The 18,254-nt window shown below is 74.5% G+C and carries 20 protein-coding genes; 6 read left to right on the top strand and 14 right to left on the bottom strand.

Annotation, left to right across the window (positions count from 1 at the left end; genetic code table 11):
• Window positions 1-82 precede the first annotated feature (82 nt).
• Window positions 83-715: a TetR/AcrR family transcriptional regulator gene (locus tag ACF1ED_RS31635; protein ID WP_391766320.1), complete on the top strand. Its 633-nt coding sequence runs from the start codon at window positions 83-85 to the stop codon at window positions 713-715.
• Here the strand turns inward: ACF1ED_RS31635 and ACF1ED_RS31630 are convergent.
• The gene (locus tag ACF1ED_RS31630; RefSeq protein ID WP_391766318.1) at window positions 706-1,167 is read right to left on the bottom strand and encodes a MaoC family dehydratase; all 462 of its coding nucleotides are present in this window, start codon (window positions 1,165-1,167) and stop codon (window positions 706-708) included. The genes ACF1ED_RS31635 and ACF1ED_RS31630 overlap by 10 nt on opposite strands.
• Window positions 1,168-1,273: 106 nt before the next feature.
• On the opposite strand from ACF1ED_RS31630, the gene soxR reads away from it, so the two are divergent.
• A complete protein-coding gene (gene soxR / locus ACF1ED_RS31625) occupies window positions 1,274-1,753 on the top strand; it encodes a redox-sensitive transcriptional activator SoxR (RefSeq protein ID WP_391766316.1) in 480 nt (159 codons plus the stop codon).
• On the opposite strand, the gene ACF1ED_RS31620 is transcribed toward soxR, so the two are convergent.
• From ACF1ED_RS31620 to ACF1ED_RS31605, 4 genes are all read right to left on the bottom strand, one after another.
• On the bottom strand, window positions 1,750-2,544 hold the full coding sequence (locus ACF1ED_RS31620) for a 3-keto-5-aminohexanoate cleavage protein (RefSeq protein ID WP_391766314.1): 795 nt from the start codon (window positions 2,542-2,544) through the stop codon (window positions 1,750-1,752). The two genes, soxR and ACF1ED_RS31620, sit on opposite strands and share 4 nt — an antisense overlap.
• Before the next feature lie 30 nt (window positions 2,545-2,574).
• Complete coding sequence (locus ACF1ED_RS31615) at window positions 2,575-3,186, bottom strand: hypothetical protein (RefSeq protein ID WP_391766312.1); 612 nt, start codon at window positions 3,184-3,186, stop codon at window positions 2,575-2,577.
• Between the two features lie 129 nt (window positions 3,187-3,315).
• Complete coding sequence (locus ACF1ED_RS31610; protein WP_391766483.1) at window positions 3,316-4,524, bottom strand: serine-threonine protein kinase; 1,209 nt, start codon at window positions 4,522-4,524, stop codon at window positions 3,316-3,318.
• A gap of 152 nt (window positions 4,525-4,676) precedes the next feature.
• Window positions 4,677-5,954 (bottom strand): exo-beta-N-acetylmuramidase NamZ domain-containing protein, encoded by a 1,278-nt coding sequence (locus ACF1ED_RS31605; protein WP_391766310.1) that lies wholly within the window; start codon window positions 5,952-5,954, stop codon window positions 4,677-4,679.
• Between the two features lie 148 nt (window positions 5,955-6,102).
• Between ACF1ED_RS31605 and ACF1ED_RS31600 the strand changes: the two genes are divergently transcribed.
• The gene (locus ACF1ED_RS31600; RefSeq protein WP_391766308.1) at window positions 6,103-6,879 is read left to right on the top strand and encodes an SDR family oxidoreductase; all 777 of its coding nucleotides are present in this window, start codon (window positions 6,103-6,105) and stop codon (window positions 6,877-6,879) included.
• A gap of 84 nt (window positions 6,880-6,963) precedes the next feature.
• A complete protein-coding gene (locus ACF1ED_RS31595; protein WP_391766306.1) occupies window positions 6,964-7,557 on the top strand; it encodes a TetR/AcrR family transcriptional regulator in 594 nt (197 codons plus the stop codon).
• 6 nt (window positions 7,558-7,563) lie between these two features.
• Here the strand turns inward: ACF1ED_RS31595 and ACF1ED_RS31590 are convergent, their stop codons facing one another.
• From ACF1ED_RS31590 to ACF1ED_RS31580, 3 genes are all read right to left on the bottom strand, one after another.
• The gene (locus tag ACF1ED_RS31590; protein ID WP_391766304.1) at window positions 7,564-8,778 is read right to left on the bottom strand and encodes an acyl-CoA dehydrogenase family protein; all 1,215 of its coding nucleotides are present in this window, start codon (window positions 8,776-8,778) and stop codon (window positions 7,564-7,566) included.
• 6 nt (window positions 8,779-8,784) lie between these two features.
• Window positions 8,785-9,810 carry a phosphotransferase family protein gene (locus ACF1ED_RS31585; protein WP_391766302.1) on the bottom strand — a complete coding sequence of 342 codons (1,026 nt, stop codon included), beginning with the start codon at window positions 9,808-9,810 and terminating at the stop codon, window positions 8,785-8,787.
• A 121-nt stretch (window positions 9,811-9,931) separates the two neighbouring features.
• A complete protein-coding gene (locus ACF1ED_RS31580) occupies window positions 9,932-10,843 on the bottom strand; it encodes an MBL fold metallo-hydrolase (RefSeq protein WP_391766300.1) in 912 nt (303 codons plus the stop codon).
• Between the two features lie 286 nt (window positions 10,844-11,129).
• Here ACF1ED_RS31580 and ACF1ED_RS31575 point away from each other — a divergent pair, with 286 nt between their 5' ends.
• Window positions 11,130-12,059, top strand: a complete 930-nt coding sequence (locus ACF1ED_RS31575; RefSeq protein WP_391766298.1) for an NADP-dependent oxidoreductase — start codon at window positions 11,130-11,132, stop codon at window positions 12,057-12,059.
• A gap of 28 nt (window positions 12,060-12,087) precedes the next feature.
• On the opposite strand, the gene ACF1ED_RS31570 is transcribed toward ACF1ED_RS31575, so the two are convergent.
• The 5 genes from ACF1ED_RS31570 to ACF1ED_RS31550 all read right to left on the bottom strand — a co-directional run bounded on the left by ACF1ED_RS31570 (window position 12,088) and on the right by ACF1ED_RS31550 (window position 14,941).
• On the bottom strand, window positions 12,088-12,447 hold the full coding sequence (locus ACF1ED_RS31570; protein WP_391766296.1) for a DUF202 domain-containing protein: 360 nt from the start codon (window positions 12,445-12,447) through the stop codon (window positions 12,088-12,090).
• Window positions 12,447-12,839: a YidH family protein gene (locus ACF1ED_RS31565; protein ID WP_189955004.1), complete on the bottom strand. Its 393-nt coding sequence runs from the start codon at window positions 12,837-12,839 to the stop codon at window positions 12,447-12,449. The genes ACF1ED_RS31570 and ACF1ED_RS31565 overlap by 1 nt, the downstream gene beginning before the upstream one ends.
• Before the next feature lie 117 nt (window positions 12,840-12,956).
• Window positions 12,957-13,484 (bottom strand): NUDIX hydrolase, encoded by a 528-nt coding sequence (locus ACF1ED_RS31560; protein ID WP_391766294.1) that lies wholly within the window; start codon window positions 13,482-13,484, stop codon window positions 12,957-12,959.
• A 31-nt stretch (window positions 13,485-13,515) separates the two neighbouring features.
• Complete coding sequence (locus tag ACF1ED_RS31555) at window positions 13,516-14,280, bottom strand: glucose 1-dehydrogenase (RefSeq protein WP_391766292.1); 765 nt, start codon at window positions 14,278-14,280, stop codon at window positions 13,516-13,518.
• Window positions 14,281-14,311: 31 nt separating this feature from the next.
• Window positions 14,312-14,941 carry a TetR/AcrR family transcriptional regulator gene (locus tag ACF1ED_RS31550; RefSeq protein WP_391766290.1) on the bottom strand — a complete coding sequence of 210 codons (630 nt, stop codon included), beginning with the start codon at window positions 14,939-14,941 and terminating at the stop codon, window positions 14,312-14,314.
• A 94-nt stretch (window positions 14,942-15,035) separates the two neighbouring features.
• Between ACF1ED_RS31550 and ACF1ED_RS31545 the strand changes: the two genes are divergently transcribed.
• On the top strand, window positions 15,036-16,691 hold the full coding sequence (locus ACF1ED_RS31545) for an FAD-binding dehydrogenase (RefSeq protein ID WP_391766288.1): 1,656 nt from the start codon (window positions 15,036-15,038) through the stop codon (window positions 16,689-16,691).
• A gap of 104 nt (window positions 16,692-16,795) precedes the next feature.
• Here the strand turns inward: ACF1ED_RS31545 and ACF1ED_RS31540 are convergent, their stop codons facing one another.
• Entirely contained in the window at window positions 16,796-18,193 is a 1,398-nt protein-coding gene (locus tag ACF1ED_RS31540; RefSeq protein WP_351852748.1) for a gluconate:H+ symporter, read from the bottom strand.
• Window positions 18,194-18,254 lie beyond the last annotated feature (61 nt).

Here is an 18,254-nt window from a genome sequence, read left to right as displayed (position 1 = left end):
GCCCCGGCCCCCGAAGGCTCTAAGCGCTTGCTCAGCTTCGTTGTATGGTGTTCGTCCTGACCGGTCCGAGGAGGAGTGTGGGATGAGCGCGGCGGAGCAGACGCCCGGCGGCGAGGACGTGCCCTGGGGCGAGGTCACGCCCGAGGCCGCCCGGAGGCTGCTGGTCGCGGCCGTCGAGGCCTTCGCCGAACGCGGCTACCACGCCACGACCACCCGGGACATCGCCGGCCGCGCCGGCATGAGCCCGGCGGCGCTCTACATCCACTACAAGACCAAGGAAGAGCTGCTCCACCGGATCAGCCGCATCGGCCACGACAAGGCCCTGGAGATCCTCCGGGCCGCCGAGACCCGTGACGGCGCCCCCGCCGAGCGGCTCGCCGACGCCGTGCGCTCCTTCGTCCGCTGGCACGCGGAGCACCACACCACGGCCCGGGTCGTGCAGTACGAGCTGGACGCGCTCGGCCCCGAGCACCGCACCGAGATCGTGGAGCTGCGCCGGGAGACCGACGCGAGCGTGCGCCGGATCATCGAGGAGGGCGTGGCGGCCGGCGAGTTCGACCAGGCGGACGTGGCCGGCACCACCGTCGCCGTGCTCTCGCTCTGCATCGACGTCGCCCGCTGGTTCAACCCGGAGGGCCGCCGGACGCCCGACGAGGTCGGCGCGCTCTACGCCGACCTCGTGCTCCGCATGGTGGGCCACCGGGCTCAGAAGTAGTAGCGCGAGACCGACTCGGCGACGCACACCGGCTTGTCGCCGCCCTCGCGCTCCACGGTCACCTTCGCGGTGACCTGCACGCCGCCGCCCGCCTCCTCGACCTTCGTCAGCACCGCCGTGGCGCGCAGCCGCGAGCCGACCGGCACCGGGGCGGGGAAGCGCACCTTCTCCGTGCCGTAGTTGAGGCCCATCCTCATGCCCTCGACCCGCAGCACCTGCGGCACGAACAGCGGCAGCAGGGAGAGGGTCAGATAGCCGTGCGCGATCGTCGTGCCGAAGGGGCCGGAGGCGGCGCGCTCGGGGTCGACGTGGATCCACTGGTGGTCACCGGTGGCCTCGGCGAAGAGGTCGATCCGCTTCTGGTCGACCTCCAGCCAGTCGCTGTGCCCCAGCTGCTCGCCGACCCCCGCGCGCAGCTCCTCGGCGGAGGTGAAGATCCTCGGCTCGGCCATCTCCCTGGTCCCTTCTCGTACGACATACCAAACGGTTTGTGTCTAAGCGCTTGCTCAGCATGTGGGGTGGGGGGCGCGGTGTCAACGGACCAGTAGGGTTCGAGGGGTGCCGCAGATTCCCGAGAAGATCCACGAGCTCACCGTCGGCCAGCTCGCCGCCCGCAGCGGCGCCGCCGTCTCCGCCCTCCACTTCTACGAGGCCAAGGGGCTCATCGGCAGCCGCCGCACCGCCGGCAACCAGCGCCGCTACGGGCGCGACGCGCTGCGCCGGGTCGCCTTCATCCGCGCCGCGCAGCGCGTCGGCATCCCCCTCGCCACCATCCGCGACGCCCTCTCCGAACTCCCCGAGGAGCGCACCCCGACCCGCGAGGACTGGTCCCGCCTCTCCGCCACCTGGCGGACCGAGCTCGACGACCGCATCAAGCAGCTCGGCCGGCTCCGCGACCACCTGACGGACTGCATCGGCTGCGGCTGCCTCTCCCTGGAGACCTGCGTCCTCTCCAACCCCGACGACGTCTTCGGCGAGCGGATGGCGGGTTCCCGGCTGCTGCCGCTGCGCCGCGAGACCGAGAACGAGGAATCCTAAGAGGCATCCGGAGGGGGCTCCTGAGCGGAGTCCTGAGCGGGTCTCCGAGGGGACCCCTGAGCGGACTCCTCGCCGGGCTCCGACAGCGCCGCCCGCACCTGCTCCGCCGTGGAGCGGGCGCGGGTGCCGTCCGGCAGCGCCAGGGTGTCCTCCAGGCCGATCCGGCCGTCCAGACCGAGCCGCCGGGCCAGCCGCAGCACCGGCCAGGCCGCCGCCCCGGTCCCGTGGAGCAGGACGGGAACCGCGCCGTGCGCGGCCGCCAGGGCCAGGACCCACGGCCCGGCCCGCCCGTCCGGCGCCTGTGCCGCGATCCGCCGCACCCGGGTTGCCGCCGGCGAGCGGGCGAAGAGGGCCGGGCCCGCCGTCCCGGCCCGCAGCCCCGCCTCCACGGCCACCCCGCGCGCCAGCAGTGCCGCCGCCGTCTCCTCGGCGCCCGGCTCGTGCCAGGCCACCCACGCCAGGTCCGGAAGCGCCTCCCAGGACCGGATCCGTTCCACCCGCCGCGCCGGATCGGGCTCGGCCCGCGCGTCCACCGGCACCGCCACCGGTACGCGGACGGCGTCCCGCACCGCCGTCAGCGCGGGCCCCACCACCCGGGGCGACAGCGAGACCGCGCCGCAGGGCGTCCGGGGCCGGATCCGCACCTCGCGCGCCCCCGCCGCCACCGCGTCCGCCGCGGCCCCGGCGAGCCCCGCCGGATCACGCGGCACCACCGCCGGCCCCTCGGGCCCCCGGGCGCCGTTCAGCGCCGCCTGGAGCAGCCGCGCCGCCCCGTCCACGTCACACCGCACGGGCGGCGGGGAGACCGCACGGATCCCGGCTCACGCCGCAGGGACCAGCGGGCGGGCGCGGACGCCCCGGGCCCGGGCCAGGGCCCCCGGGGTGAGGACCGCCCGGGGCACCTCGACCCCGCAGTCCGCGCACACCGGGCCGTACCAGTCCCCGTCCCCGGCGCCGCCGGTCCACGCGATCCGCGTGCCCGCGCACCCCGGGCACGCCTCGCCGGGGCCGTGCTCCAGCGCCGTCACCAGCCGCCGCACCACCTGGGGCAGCGGGTCGGTCGGGTGGACGGCCGGATCGCCGCACCGCACCACGCCGTTGCCGCCCCACACGTCCCGGTGCCAGTCGTCGAGCGCCCCCAGCGCGCGCAGCCCGCCGTGCTTCTCCCGCCGGCGCCGGGCGGCGAACCCCTCCTCGTACGCGAGCCAGACCGCCCGCGCCTCCTCCAGCTCCTCCAGGGCGGCCACCAGCCGCGCCGGATCGAGCTCCCGGTCGTCCGGGCCGAACCCGTGCCGGTGGCACAGGTGGTCCCAGGTCGCCCGGTGCCCATAGGGAGCGAACCGCTCCAGGCACTTGCGCAGCGCGTACCTGCGCAACGCCGTGTCGCAGCGCTGATCGCGCACCTGTCTCGCGAGACTCCGGAAACCGGCCATCGCCCGCCACCTCCGTGCTGGTCGTTCGCGCATCCGCGGTACCAGAGGGACGAACGACGGCGCCGCCGTGTTCCGCCCGGACGCGGAACGGCCACCTACCTGGCGGGAACTCGCCACCCCGGCGGCGGGTCAGCGCCGCCCGATCCGGGCCGCCGAGACCACCACCCGCGCCAGCTCGGGCCGCCGCACGTCGCCGTGCGAGCGGACCGCGTCCGCCACGTCCACGCTCACGCAGCCCGAGGCCGGAACCCCGTCCCGCAGCACCGTCGCCAGCGTCCGCCGCGCCGCCCCCGGCACGCCCTGGACGCCGTCCCATCCGATCGCCCCCCACCGGGGGTCCCGGGCCGCCCGCCACCCCGGCGGCTCCGCCGGGGACGCCGAGTCCCCGGCCGTCCGGGAGGCCAGCGGATACATCACCCCGAGCGCGGTGTCGTGCCGCGAGTGACAGGCCACCACCGGCCCCCGCACCCGCAGCTGCATGTCCCTCAGCGCCCCCGACCCGCCCGGGTCGTGCGGCAGCCGGGCCGCGAACGCGTAGTGCGAGAAGGCCCCCTGGAGCAGCGTCATCGAACGGACCGGCCGCAGCGCCCCCGGCAGCCCGCGCAGCGCGTACGCCACGAGCCGGGCGCCCGTGCCGTGCCCCACCAGGTGCACCCGCAGCCCCGGCGCTGCCCGCGCCACCTCCGCGAGCAGCGGCCCGAGCCCCCGCTCGCCCACGTGCCCCGCCCGCCGCTTCATGACGTGGTACGCGGCCTGCCGCAGGGCCTCCCGGCCGCCCTTCCACAGCCGCCCGAGCCCGTCCCCGAGGCCGTCCCCGAACGCCGCGCCGGGCGCGGTCCCCTCCAGGGCCGCGGTGAACAGGGCGCAGGTCTCCAGGGGATCCGCCGCCAGGAACTCCGGCGGTTCGCCGGCCGCGGCGAACCCCTCGCCGCCCCCGTCCGCCAGCTCCCGCAGCAGCGCCCCGAACTCCGCGAACGCCGCCTCCTCGGGTGGCGCCAGGGCCAGCAGTTCGGTGAGCCGGACGATCGTCCGCTCCTTCTCCGGCAGCGTCGTCACCAGCGCCCGGAAGTCCGGCACCGGCTCGTCCGTGAACATCATCGAGGGCCAGACCACCCCCGCGTACCCCGCCTCCACCCCCGGGGCCAGCAGCCCCGGGAACGGAGCGAAGAAGTCCGCGTACAGCAGGGTGGCGCCGGACGGGGAGTTGTTCCAGCCGTGCGCGAACACCACCAGGTCCGTCACCCCCCGCCGCGCCAGCGCGACCAGCTCGGCCGCCTGTCCCGCCGGACCGTCCCCGTCCTTGTCGAGGACGATCTCCCGGTACGGATCCACACTCATCCCGCTCACGACCCGCCCGCCCTCCGCGTCGAGGAAGCGCCCAGGGGCCCGTGCCCCGCAACCCCCGGGCAGCATGCCCGAATCCGGCCGCGCTCAGACCTCGCCGGGCGGTCCGGACGCCGCGGCCGTCCGCCCCTCGGGGGCGACCCCCCTCACCGGTACAGCAGGTGCTCCCGCCGCACCGCGCGGAAGGCCGCCAGGTCCGGTTCCCACGCGCCGACGACCTCGTCGGTGTCCGCGCCCGCGTCGATCAGGGTGCGGACGCGGGTGGAGCCGGTCAGCTTGTCGATCCAGTGGTCCGGCCGCCAGGCGAAGCCGGACCAGGAGCGGCGGGCGGTCACCAGGAGGCCGATCCCGGTGCGCACCGGGTCGAAGGCCTCGCGGTCGTGGACGTGGAGCTGGACGCCGCCGACCGTGCGGCCCTGGAACTTGGAGAAGACCGGGGCGAAGTACGCCTCGCGGAAGTGGACTCCGGGCAGGCCGAGGGCGTTCGCCGCCTCCGCCCAGCGGCGGTCGACGCCCTCCGCGCCGAGGAGTTCGAAGGGGCGGGTGGTGCCCCGGCCCTCGGAGAGGTTGGTGCCCTCGAAGAGGCAGGTGCCGGAGTAGACCAGCGCGGTCTCCGGGGTCGGCATGTTCGGGCTCGGCGGCACCCAGGGCAGCCCCGTGGCGCCGAAGAAGTCCGCGCGCCGCCAGCCGGTCATCCGCACCGTCTCCAGCTCCACCGGCCGGGCCAGGAACTCGGCGTTGAAGAGCAGCGCCAGCTCGGCCACCGTCATCCCGTGCGCCTGCGCGATCGGTTCGCGGCCGACGAAGGTGGCGAAGGCCCGGTCCAGGACGGGGCCGAGGGCCGCCCGGCCGCTCACCGGGTTCGGCCGGTCCAGGACCACGAAGTGCTTCCCGGCCAGCTCCGCCGCCACCATGCAGTCGTAGAGGGTCCAGATGTAGGTGTAGAAGCGGGCGCCGGCGTCCTGGACGTCGAAGACGACGGTGTCGACGCCGGAGGCGGTGAAGACGTCGGCCAGTGCCCGGCCGCTCTTCAGGTACGTGTCGTACACCGGCAGTCCGGTCGCCGGGTCGTCGTGCCTGCCCTCCGAACCGCCCGCCTGCGCGGTGCCCCGGAAGCCGTGCTCGGGGCCGAAGACCGCCACCAGGCGGACCCGTTCGTCGGCGTGCATGACGTCCACCAGGTGCCGGGCGTCGGGGGTGATCCCGGTCGGGTTGGTGACCACGCCGACCCGCTCGCCGGCCAGGAGGGCGTACCCGTCGGCCGCCAGCCGCTCGAATCCGGTCCGTACGCGCGCGTGCGCCCGCCCGGGGACGGCCGCGGCCGGGGAGGCCGTCGCGGCGAGCGCCCCTCCGGCGGTCAGCGCCCCTCCGGCCGCCAGCAGGTTCCGACGCGACAGCAGCTTCATCCGCCTCATGCGTGACATGGGCACGCAGGTTAGCGCTCCCGGCCCTCCGGGGGAACGAGGCGTGCGGAAGCGGTCGGGCCGCTTCTCCGGGCCTTCCCCCCTCCATACCGACCGGTTAGTCTGCCCGGTGTCACCGGAACGAGAGCCGAACCATCTGGAGGGGTCCATGAACGCGGGCACGCACGAGGTCCGGGGCGCGGCCGTCGTCGTCACCGGAGCGGGCGGCGGCATCGGCGCCGCCCTCGCCCGGCGCTTCGCCGCCGAAGGCGCCCGCGTCGTCGTCAACGACCTCGACCCGGTCCGGGCCGAGGCCGTCGCCGGCGAGATCGGCGCCCTCGCCGTCCCCGGCGACGCCTCCGCGATCGTCGACGAGGCCCGCGACGCCCTCGGCGGCACCGTCGACATCTGGTGCGCCAACGCCGGACTCGCCTCCGCGGGCGACGCCTTCGCCGACGAGGCCGTCTGGGCCGCCGCCTGGGACGTCAACGTCATGGCCCACGTCCGCGCGGCCCGCGCCCTGCTCCCCGACTGGCTGGAGCGCGGCGCCGGCCGCTTCGTCTCCACCGTCTCCGCCGCCGGCCTGCTCACCATGATCGGCGCGGCGCCGTACAGCGTCTCCAAGCACGGCGCCCACGCCTTCGCCGAGTGGCTCTCCCTCACCTACCGCCACCGCGGCCTCAAGGTGCACTCCATCTGCCCGCAGGGCGTCCGCACCGACATGCTCGACGCCACCGGCTCGGCCGGCGACCTCGTCCTCGTCCCCACCGCGATCGAGCCCGACGCCGTCGCCGACGCCCTCCTCGACGCCATCGCGGAGGACCGCTTCCTGGTCCTCCCGCACCCGGAGGTCGCCGACTTCTACCGCCACCGCGCGGAGGACCCCGAGCGCTGGATCGGCGGCATGAACAAGCTCCAGCGGCACTGGGAGGCGGGCGCGCGGTAGCGCACCCGGCGACGGATGGGAAGATCTACCGACGACAGGCCCCGGCCATCAGGGACGGGGCGGCGAACCGGAAGGCGGCGGAGCATGGCCAGGACGACGGACGGAGACGCCACGCCCGTCCCCCAGAGGCTCCTCGCCGCCGCCACCCGGCTCTTCGCCGAGCGGGGCTACGACCGCACCTCCGTCCAGGAGATCGTCGAGGCGGCGGGCGTCACCAAGGGCGCGCTCTACCACTACTTCGGCTCCAAGGAGGACCTCCTCCAGGAGGTGTACGCGCGCGTGCTCCGCCTCCAGCAGGAGCGGCTCGACGACTTCGCGGACTCCGACGCGCCGGTCGACGAGCGGCTGCGCTCCGCCGCCGCCGACGTCGTGGTCACCACCATCGAGAACCTCGACGACGCCTCGATCTTCTTCCGCTCCATGCACCACCTGAGCCCGGAGAAGAACAAGCAGGTCCGCGCCGAGCGCCGGCGCTACCACGAGCGCTTCCGCGCCCTCGTGGAGGAAGGCCAGCGGGCGGGCGTCTTCTCCTCCGCCACGCCCGCCGACCTCGTCGTGGACTACCACTTCGGCTCCGTGCACCACCTGTCCACGTGGTACCGCCCGGACGGCCCGCTCGCCCCGCAGCAGGTCGCCGACCACCTGGCCGACCTCCTGCTGCGGGCGCTGCGCCCGTAACGGGCCCTACAGGTACTTCTTCAGCTCCCGGCGGGCCAGCGAGCGCTGGTGCACCTCGTCGGGGCCGTCCGCGAGCCGCAGGGTCCGCGCCGCCGCCCACAGCTCGGCGAGCGGGAAGTCCTGCGAGACGCCGCCGGCGCCGTGCGCCTGCACCGCCCTGTCGACGATGTCCACCACCGCGCGCGGGGTGGCGATCTTGATGGCCTGGATCTCGGTGTGGGCGCCCTTGTTGCCGACGGTGTCCATCAGCCAGGCCGTCTTGAGGACGAGCAGCCGCAGCTGCTCGATCGTCACCCGCGCGTCCGCGATCCAGTTCTGCACCACGCCCTGCTGGGCGAGGGCCTTGCCGAAGGCGGTACGGGTCACGGCCCGCCGGCAGGTCAGCTCCACCGCCCGCTCGGCCATGCCGATCAGCCGCATGCAGTGGTGGATGCGGCCCGGGCCGAGCCGCGCCTGGGCGATGGCGAAGCCGCCGCCCTCCTCGCCGATCAGGTTCGCCGCCGGGACCCGCACGTCCTCGAAGACCACCTCGGCGTGACCGCCGTGGTAGTGGTCCTCGTAGCCGTACACCCGCATCGCCCGGCGCACCTCGACGCCCGGCGTGTCGCGCGGCACGAGGATCATCGACTGCTGGCGGCGGGGGTCCGTCCCGTCCGGGTCGGTCTTGCCCATCACGATGAAGACCTTGCAGTCGGGGTTCATCGCCCCGGAGATGTACCACTTGCGCCCGTCGATCACGTACGAGTCGCCGTCCCGCCGGATCCGGGTCTCGATGTTGGTCGCGTCGGAGGAGGCCACCTCGGGCTCGGTCATCGCGAAGGCGGACCGGATCTCGCCCGCCAGCAGCGGCTCCAGCCACTGCTTCTTCTGCGCCTCGTCGGCGAACTGGGCGAGCAGCTCCATGTTCCCGGTGTCCGGGGCCGCGCAGTTCAGGGCGGTCGGCGCGAGCTGCGGGCTGCGGCCGGTGATCTCGGCGAGCGGGGCGTACTGGAGGTTGGTCAGCCCGGCCCCGTACTCCTCGTCCGGGAGGAAGAGGTTCCACAGGCCCTGCCGCTTGGCCTCGGCCTTGAGCTCCGCCACCACCGGCGGCTCGTCCCAGGGGGAGGCGAGCGCGGCGCGCTGTTCCTCGGCGACGGCCTCGGCGGGGTACACGTGCTCGTCCATGAAGGCGAGCAGCCGGGCGCGCAGCTCCTCGGTGCGGGCGTCGTAGGAGAAGTCCATGGCGGTTCAGCCCTCCTGAAGGGTGGTCAGGCCGTGCTCGATGAAGACGGGGACGAGCTCGCCGATCCGGTCGAAGCCGGCGCCGACGGTCTGCCCGAGGGTGTAGCGGTAGTGGATGCCCTCCAGGATCACGGCGAGCTTGAACCACGCGAAGGCCGTGTACCAGGAGAGGGCGGAGACGTCCCGGCCGGAGCGGTCGGCGTACCGCTCGACCAGCTCGGCGGCGGTGGGGTGGCCCGCGGCGGCGGCGGTCGTCGAGATCGGCGAGCCGGGCAGGTCGAGCGGGGTGCTGTACATGACGAGCAGGCCCAGGTCGGTCAGCGGGTCGCCGAGCGTGGACATCTCCCAGTCGAGCACCGCCTTGATCCGGTCGTCCGCGCCGACGAGCGCGTTGTCGAGCCGGTAGTCGCCGTGCACCACGGTCGGCGCGGGGGAGCCGGGCAGCGCGCGGCCGAGGGCCGCGTGCAGCTCCTCGATGCCGGGCAGCTCACGGCCCCGGGAGGCGGCGAGCTGCTTGCCCCAGCGGCGCAGCTGCCGGTCGAGGAAGCCCTCCGGCCGGCCGAAGTCGCCGAGTCCCACGGCCTCCGGATCCACCGCGTGCAGGTCGACCAGGGTGTCGACGAGGCCGAGGACGGCGGCGCGGGTGCGCTCCGGGCCCAGCGGGGCGAGCTGGGAGGCGGAGCGGTACGGGGTCCCCTCGACGAACTCCATGACGTAGAAGGGCGCGCCGAGCACCTCCTCGTCCTCGCAGAGCAGCACCGTGCCCGGCACCGGCACCGCGGTCCCGCCGAGCGCGCTGATGACCCGGTGCTCCCGCTTCATGTCGTGCGCGGTGGCCAGCACGTGGCCGAGCGGCGGGCGGCGCACCACCCAGCGGCCGGTGCCGTCGGTGACGACGTACGTGAGGTTGGAGCGGCCGCCCTCGATCAGCCGGGCTTCGAGGGGTCCGGCGACCAGGCCCGGCCGCTCGCGGTCCAGGTGGTGGCGCAGGCGCTCGGGGTCGAGGCCGGGTGGTGGGGCGGCGTGGCTCATCGGGCGTACCTCCGGTGGGTCGGGCGGTCGGCGTTCATGATGACCGACCAGTCGGTATGTCGTCCAGGGGGCTCCCCGAAACGCCGGAGGGGCCCGGGATCCGCCCCGGGCCCCTCCGCCCTCACGCGTGGCAGGCCACCGGCACCCCGCCGTTCATCGCCGCCATGTCGCCGAAGACCGCCACCGGGTCGAGCGGATGCCCCTCCGGGAGCCCGTCCAGTTCGGCGTAGGCCCGGTGCAGGTTCGCCACCAGCCGCTCGCTCTCCCGCCACGCGCCGAACTCGCCCGGGTCCGCCCGGCGGGCCGTCTCCAGCGGCGGATCCCCCTTCGCGTGCCCCTCGGCGGCCAGCTCCGCCACCCACCGCAGATAGCGCTCGGTGGCGTCGTAGGCGCTCGGGTCCGTCACCGGCCCGTGCCCCGGCACCACCCGCTCCGCGTCCAGCGACCGCAGCAGGCCGAGCGCGCGCAGCGAGCCGGACAGCGAGCCCATCGGCAGGAACGGGGTCCCGCCCTGGAAGACCAGGTCCCCGGTGAAGACCACGCCCTGTTCCGGCAGGTGGGCGATCGAGTCGCCGGTGGTGTGCGCGGGCCCCGGGTGCAGCAGCCGCACCTCGATCCCGCCCGCGTACACCGTCATCCGGTCGCGGTAGGTGACGTCGGGCGGTGTGATCTCGATCCGCCCGAAGTCGGTCCGCGGCCACAGCAGGTGCAGCTGGTGCCCGGCGTCGAGCTGCTCGGACCGGCAGTTCTCGTGGCCGACGATCCGCGCCTCCGGCCGGAACACGCCGTTGCCGTAGGTGTGGTCCCCGTGGTGATGGGTGTTCACGACGGTGCGGGGCAGCGGCAGCCCCGCGGCGAGCACCGCCTCCCGCAGCAGCAGGGCGCGCCGCTCGGTGGCGGTGGTGTCGACGAGCAGCGACTCGCCCGGGTCGCCGAGGAAGCCGGCGTTGTTCAGGCACCAGCCGCCGTCGGGCTGGACGTAGGCGTGGACGTGCGGCGCGAGCGTGACCACGTACGGGTCGGTGACAGGCACAGGGCTCCCCCGGGAGGACGGGCCGACAAGATCGGCGGATCAGGGGAAGCCTGCCATCAGCGGGCCCGTCCGGGGCCCGCTTCCCGAGGACCGCCCGCCGCCCGTCCCCTCCTGCTCCCGCCCGTCCCCTCCTGCCGCCGCCCGTCCTCCTCCCGCCTTCCGCCGGTCGCCCCGCCTTCCGCCGGTCGCCCCCGCCTTCCGCCGGACCCCTCCCGCCCCCGCCGGTCGCCCCCCGCCCGCCCCGCCCGGCTTGCGGAGGGCCCGGACCCCGCCGAGGGTCGGAGCCATGAAGGCGATCAGCTACCGCCACTACGGCGGCCCCGAGGTCCTGGAGTACGGCGAGCTGCCCGACCCGAAGGTGGGGCCCGACGAGGTCCTGGTCAGGGTGCGGGCCGCGGCGGTCAACCCGGTCGACTGGAAGGCCCAGGCCGGCTACCTCGACGGCATGATCGACGCGGTCTTCCCCGTCGTCCCCGGCTGGGACGTCTCCGGCGTCGTCGTCCGCCCCGGCGTCTCCGTCACCGAGTGGGCGGAGGGCGACGAGGTCATGGGGTACGTCCGGGAGGACGTCCTCGCGCACGGCACCTTCGCCGAGTACGTCGCCGCCCCCGTCCGCACCCTCGCCCGCAAGCCCCGGAGCTGCTCCTTCGAGGAGGCCGCCGCGCTGCCCCTGGCCGGGCTCACCGCCTACCAGGCCCTGCACACCGCGCTCTCGGTGCGGAAGGGGGAGACGGTCCTGGTGCTCGCCGCGGCCGGCGGGGTCGGCTCGATGGCCGTGCAGATCGCCCGGCACCTCGGTTGCCGGGTCCTGGGCGCCGTCCGCGAGTCGGGCCGGGAGCGCGTCGAGGAGCTCGGCGGCGAACCGGTCCTCTTCGACGAGCGGACCTTCGCCGGCCAGGTCCGGGAGCTCGCCCCGGACGGCGTGGACGCGGTCCTGGACACCCTCGGCGGCCCCTTCCTCCCGCACGCGGCCGAGCTGCTGGCGGCCGGCGGCCGGATCGCCTCAGTCGCCGACGGCGAGGTCCTGGCGCTCGGCGGCCGCTACTACTGGGTCCGTCCGGACGCCGCCGACCTGGCCGCCCTCGCCGACCTCGCCGACGAGGGGGTCCTGGACGTCCGGGTGGCGAAGACCTTCCCGCTGGAGCACGCCGCCGACGCGCAGCGCGCCAACGCGGCGGGCGGCCTCCAGGGCAAGGTCGTCGTCACCGTTCCGTAGCCCCCGGAGCGGCCTCCGGTCCCCGGCCTCACCAGATCAGCGCCGCCCCGCACACCGCCAGGGCCACCGTGCACCCGGCGGCCAGCAGCGCGGCCCGCACCGAGAGGACCCGCGGCCGGGCGGCGTCCAGGGTGCGGATCCGCCGGTGCGCGACGGCGAGGAAGCCGATCCACACCAGCGCGGAGAGGGCCAGTCCGGTCAGCCCGGCGGCGGTGGCGCCGTCCATCAGGGCCAGCTTGATCCCGAGCACCGCCACGACCGTGCACGACAGCGTCGTCCGGCGCCAGGCGAGCCGCGTCCGCTCGGGCTGGAGCCCCGGATCGCGGGCCTCGCCGCCGGCCGCCGTACCGCCTCCCCGGGCCTCGTCGCCGGCCGCCGTACCGCCCACTACCCGGCCCGGCCGAAGACCACGAGCACCACCATCGCGACCGCGACCACGGCCACGGTGAGGCTCAGCACGGCCGGGAAGCGGGAGACGGGGAGGTCCTCGCCGCGGCGCATGGCCCGCTCGCAGCGGATCCAGTGGTTCACCGCGCGCAGCGCGCACAGCACGCCGGCGGCGAGCAGCGCGAGCGCGAGCCCGACCCGGACCGCCCAGCGCAGGTCCGGCAGGAACTGGTCGACGGCGAAACCTCCGCCGATGAGCGCGAGTGCCGTCCGGATCCAGGCGAGGAAGGTCCGCTCGTTGGCGAGGGAGAAGCGGTAGTCGGGGGTCTCGCCCTCGTCCCGGATCCGCCGCGGCGCGAACCACAGCCGCAGGCTCTGTACGAATCGGCTCACCCCGGCACCCTAACGGCCCGCCCCACCGCCCCGCCGACGGCCCGCCCCCGGGCCCCGGGCCCCGCGCCCCGCCGGGCGAGCCCCGCGTCCACCGCCCCCGCGTCCACCGCCTCGCGCCTACCGCCCCCGCTCCGCCTCCAGCCGCTCGTACGCCGCGAGGCCGTCCGGCACCCACTCCCAAGCCCCGGGGGCGCCGGGCAGCCGCTCGCGGAGTTCGTCCTCGGTCAGGAAGGCGTGCCAGGCCACCTCCTCGGCCTGCGGCCGCACCGGCAGCTCGCAGCGGACCTCGTACACGGACGACCACCACTTGCCGGCCACGCCGCCGGAGTCGTACAGGAACTTGAACAGGAACTCGGGGCGCGGCAGTCCGAAGACGCCCAGCTCCTCCTCGGCCTCGCGCAGCGCCGCGTCGTCGTAGGACTCGCCGGCGCCGACGACCCCGCCGACGAACAGGTCGTACATCGAGGGGAAGACCAGCTTGCCCGGGGTCCTGCGGTGGACGAAGAGCCGGCCCTCGGCGTCCCGCACCCGGACGAAGGTGCAGCGGTGGATCAGGCCCCGCGCGTACACCTCACCGCGCGGGGCCCGTCCGACCACCCGGTCCTGTTCGTCGACGACGTCGAGTACTTCCTCGGAGGCGCTCATGCGCCCATCCAACCAGCCGGACCGGGAGGGTTCACTGCCCCATGACGTACTTGACCGTCGGGCCCGTGGTCCAGCCGCCGTCCACGGCGAGCTCGGCGCCCGTCACGTACGAGGCGGCGTCCGAGAGCAGGAAGACGACCGCGCCGGCGATCTCGTCGGCCTCGCCGACCCGGCCCATCGGCGTGTTCGGGTACATGCCCTCGCCGCGCTGGATGCCGACCGAGGCGGTCATCGGGGTGTAGGTCATGCCCGGGTGGACCGAGTTGACGCGGATCTTCGAGGTGCCGAGCTCCACCGCGCCGATCTTGGTGAGACCGCGGACGCCCCACTTGGAGGCGCCGTAGCCGGCGGTGAGGGCGAGGCCCATCAGGCCGGCCGCGGAGGAGACGTTGACGACGGAGCCGCCGCCGGCCTCCCGCATCGCCGGGACCGCGGCCTTCATGCCGATGAAGACGCCGGTGAGGTTGACGTCGAGGACCTTGCGGAAGTGCTCGACGCTCTCGGTCTCCAGGAGCGCGCCGGTGGAGATGCCGGCGTTGTTCACCAGGCCGTGCAGACCGCCGAACTCGGCGACGGCGTACGCGACGGCCGCCGCCCACTCCTCCTCGGAGGTGACGTCGTGGTGGAAGAAGCGGGCGCGCTCGCCGAGGCTCGCGGCGGTCGCCTCGCCGTCCTCGTCGAGGACGTCGGTGACGACCACGCTCGCCCCGGCGGCGACGGCCTGGCGGGCCGCCTCGGCGCCCAGGCCGCGGGCGCCGCCGGTGATGAGGACGGTCTTGCCGGTGAGGTCGTTCATGGGAGGTCCTTTCGGGGTGGTGCGCGGTGGTTCAGGTCCTCCGGGGCGGTGCGGCCCGGAGGAGCGCGGTGGTGGTCTCGACGAGGTCGGCGAGGAAGAGGGGCTCGTCGGTGAGCGGCTCCGTCCCGTCGAGGTACTGCCGGGCCCGGTCGGCGAGCGCCGCGCCGACGACCGTGAGGGCCAGGTCGAGGCGCTCCAGGAGCAGCGGCTCGGGCAGCCCGTCGGCGGCCAGGCGGTCGGCGAGGCGCTCGATCAGCGACCAGTAGGCGGTGCCGGCGAGGGTGGGGTGCGGGGTGCGGGAGCGGACGCCGCTCTCGTGGCTGAGCTGCGCGGAGATCCGCAGGCAGCGCCGGCCGCGCTCGGTGGCCAGTTCGCTGGACTCGGCCGTGACGAGCGCGGTGAGCAGCTCGCGCACGCCGGCGTCGGCCGGGTGCGGCACGGAGACGAGCACCCGCTCGGTCCGCTCCAGCCGGCCGGCCATGACCGCGTCGAGGAGTCCGGCGCGGGAGCCGAAGTGGTACTGCACGGCAGACGGGTTGGCCTGCCCGGCGAGCCGGGTGACGTCCCGCAGCTGTGCGCCGTGGACCCCCTGAGAGGCGAACAGCTCCTCGGCCGCGCGGATCAGTTTGTCCCGGGTCTCGGGTCCCGACGTCCTTGCCATGCGTTCATATTAATGCTCGACATTAGAAAACGGAAAGGAGTTCTCCGGGCGCGAACGGTTGACTCGATACATTCGTGTATCCAAGATGCGGTCCATGTCCTACGACGCCGATGTGATCGTGATCGGGGCCGGCCTCGCCGGTCTCGTCGCCACCGCCGAGCTGGTCGACGCCGGCCGGTCCGTGATCCTCCTGGACCAGGAGCCCGAACAGTCCCTGGGCGGCCAGGCCCACTGGTCCTTCGGCGGGCTCTTCCTCGTCGACTCGCCCGAACAGCGCCGGCTGCGCGTCAAGGACAGCCACGCCCTCGCCCTCCAGGACTGGATGGGCACCGCCGGCTTCGACCGCCCCGAGGACGACTGGGCCCGCCGCTGGGCGGAGGCGTACGTCGACTTCGCCGCGGGCGAGAAGCGCTCCTGGCTCCACGCGCGCGGGGTCCGCTTCTTCCCCGTCGTCGGCTGGGCCGAGCGCGGCGGCTACGACGCCACCGGACACGGCAACTCCGTCCCCCGCTTCCACATCACCTGGGGTACGGGCCCCGGCCTCGTCGCCCCCTTCGAGGCGAAGGTCCGCGAGGGCGTCGCCCGCGGCCTCGTCACCTTCCGCTTCCGCCACCGCGTCACCTCGCTCGGCCGCACCGGAGGCGCGCTCGACACGGTCTCCGGCGAGATCCTGGAACCCTCCGACGCCGAGCGCGGCACCGCCAGCAGCCGTACCGCCACCGGCTCCTTCGAACTGAGGGCGCAGGCGGTGATCGTCACCACCGGCGGCATCGGCGGCAACCACGACCTGGTCCGCGCCCAGTGGCCCGCCCGCCTCGGCACCCCGCCCGAGAAGCTGCTCTCCGGCGTCCCCGCCCACGTCGACGGCCTGATGCTCGGCATCGCGGAGAAGGCCGGCGCCCGGCAGGTCAACCGCGACCGGATGTGGCACTACACCGAGGGCATCGAGAACTGGAACCCGATCTGGGCGAAGCACGGCATCCGCATCCTGCCCGGCCCCTCGTCCCTCTGGCTCGACGCCACCGGCAAACGGCTCCCGGTCCCGCTCTTCCCCGGCTTCGACACCCTCGGGACGCTCGAACACATCATGCGGACCGGCCACGACCACACCTGGTTCGTCCTCGACAAGCGGATCATCGGCAAGGAGTTCGCCCTCTCCGGCTCCGAGCAGAACCCCGACCTCACCGGCAAGTCCGTCCGCGACGTCCTGGGCCGCGCCCGCGCCGACGTCCCCGGACCGGTCCAGGCCTTCATGGACAAGGGCGTCGACTTCGTCGTCGAGCACGACCTGTCCGCCCTCGTCCGCGGCATGAACCGGGTCACCGGCCGGGACCTCATCGACGAGGCCGCGCTCCGCCGCGAACTCACCGCCCGCGACCGCGAGATCGCCAACCCCTTCACCAAGGACCTCCAGATCACCGCGATCCGCGGCGCCCGCAGCTACCTGGGCGACCGCCTCATCCGCACCGCCGCCCCGCACCGCGTCCTGGACCCCAAGGCCGGCCCGCTGATCGCCGTCCGCCTCAACATCCTCACCCGCAAGTCCCTCGGCGGCCTCCAGACCGACCTCTCCTCCCGGGTCCTCACCGACACCGGCGAACCCCTCCCCGGCCTGTACGCGGCGGGCGAGGCGGCCGGCTTCGGCGGCGGCGGCGTCCACGGCTACCGCTCCCTCGAAGGCACCTTCCTCGGCGGCTGCGTCTTCTCCGGCCGGGCGGCGGGCCGCGCGGCGGCCGCGGCGACGGCGTAGGCCCGGGCGAACCGCCGGACGAGGCGCCGGGGCTCGGGGCCGAGCACGGCGAGGGCCCCGGACCCCCACGTGGGGGTCCGGGGCCCTTCGCGCCGCCGCCCTCGCTACACCAGCAGCGACAGCAGCAGCACGAACACCAGGGCCACCACCGAGATGATGGTCTCCATCACCGACCAGGTCTTGACCGTCTGGCCGACGTTCATGCCGAAGTACTCCTTCACCAGCCAGAAACCGGCGTCGTTGACGTGGCTGAAGAAGAGCGAGCCGGCACCGATCGCCAGCACCAGGAGCGCCGTCTCGCCGGTCGACATGCCCGCCGCCAGCGGGGCCACCAGGCCGGCGGCCGAGATGGTCGCGACCGTGGCGGAGCCCGTCGCGAGCCGGATGGCGACCGCGATCAGCCAGGCCAGGAGCAGGGCCGGGATCGACCAGTTCTCGGAGAACTCCAGGATCATCTGGCCGACGCCGATGTCGATCAGGGTCTGCTTGAAGCCGCCGCCCGCGCCGACGATCAGCAGCACGCCCGCGATCGGGGCCAGGGACTTCTCGACCGTCGAGGACAGCCGCTCCTTGGAGAAGCCGGCCGCACGACCCAGCGTGAACAGCGCGACTATGACGGCGGCGAGCAGCGCGATCAGCGGCGAGCCGATGACGTCGGTGACCTTCTGCACCCCGTTCTCCGGGTCGTCGACCACGATGTCGACGAGCGCCTTCACCAGCATCAGGACCACCGGCAGCAGCACCGTGGCGACGGTCACGCCGAAGCCGGGGCGCTTCTCCAGGTCCTCCGAGGGGCGCGTCGGGATCATGTGCTCGGGCGCCTGGATGTCCACCCAGCGGGCCGCGTACCGGGAGAAGAGCGGGCCCGCGATGATCACGGTCGGGATCGCGACGACCAGGCCGAGGGCGAGGGTGACGCCCAGGTTGGCGCCGACGGCGTCGATCGCGACGAGCGGGCCGGGGTGCGGCGGGATGAGCCCGTGCATCACGGACAGGCCGGCGAGGGCCGGGATGCCGATCCGCATCAGGGAGTAGTTGCCGCGCTTGGCGACCATCAGGACCACCGGGATCAGCAGCACGATGCCGACCTCGAAGAAGAGCGGCAGGCCGATCACCGAGGCGATCAGGACCATCGCCCACGGCATGGAGCGCCGGCTCGCCTTCGCCAGGATCGTGTCGACGATCTGGTCGGCGCCGCCCGAGTCGGCGAGCAGCTTGCCGAGGATCGCGCCGAGCGCGATCAGCACGCCCACGCCGGCCACGGTGTTGCCGAGCCCGGTGCTGAACGACTTGATGGTGTCCGCGAGCGGCGCCCCGGCGAACGCGCCGAGCGCGAGCGAGCCGATGGTCAGCGCCAGGAACGCGTGCAGCTTGAACTTGGTGATGAGCAGGACGATGACGGCGATGCCGGCGAGCACGGCGATGCCCAGCTGTGCGTTGCCCGCCGAGGTGATCGGTTCGGCGGCGTCCGCTGCCAGCATCTCGACGCTGAGACTGGTCACGGTGGGTCCCTTGGGGGTTGAAGGGGGGAGGCAGGAAGAGCGGGGAAAGGGCGCGGGGAAG

The organism is Streptomyces sp. NPDC014656 (genome assembly GCF_043084305.1).
Lineage (GTDB): Bacteria > Actinomycetota > Actinomycetes > Streptomycetales > Streptomycetaceae > Streptomyces.
The sequence above is the reverse complement of the archived record's forward strand: the minus strand, read 5'-3'. Positions and strand labels throughout refer to the sequence as shown.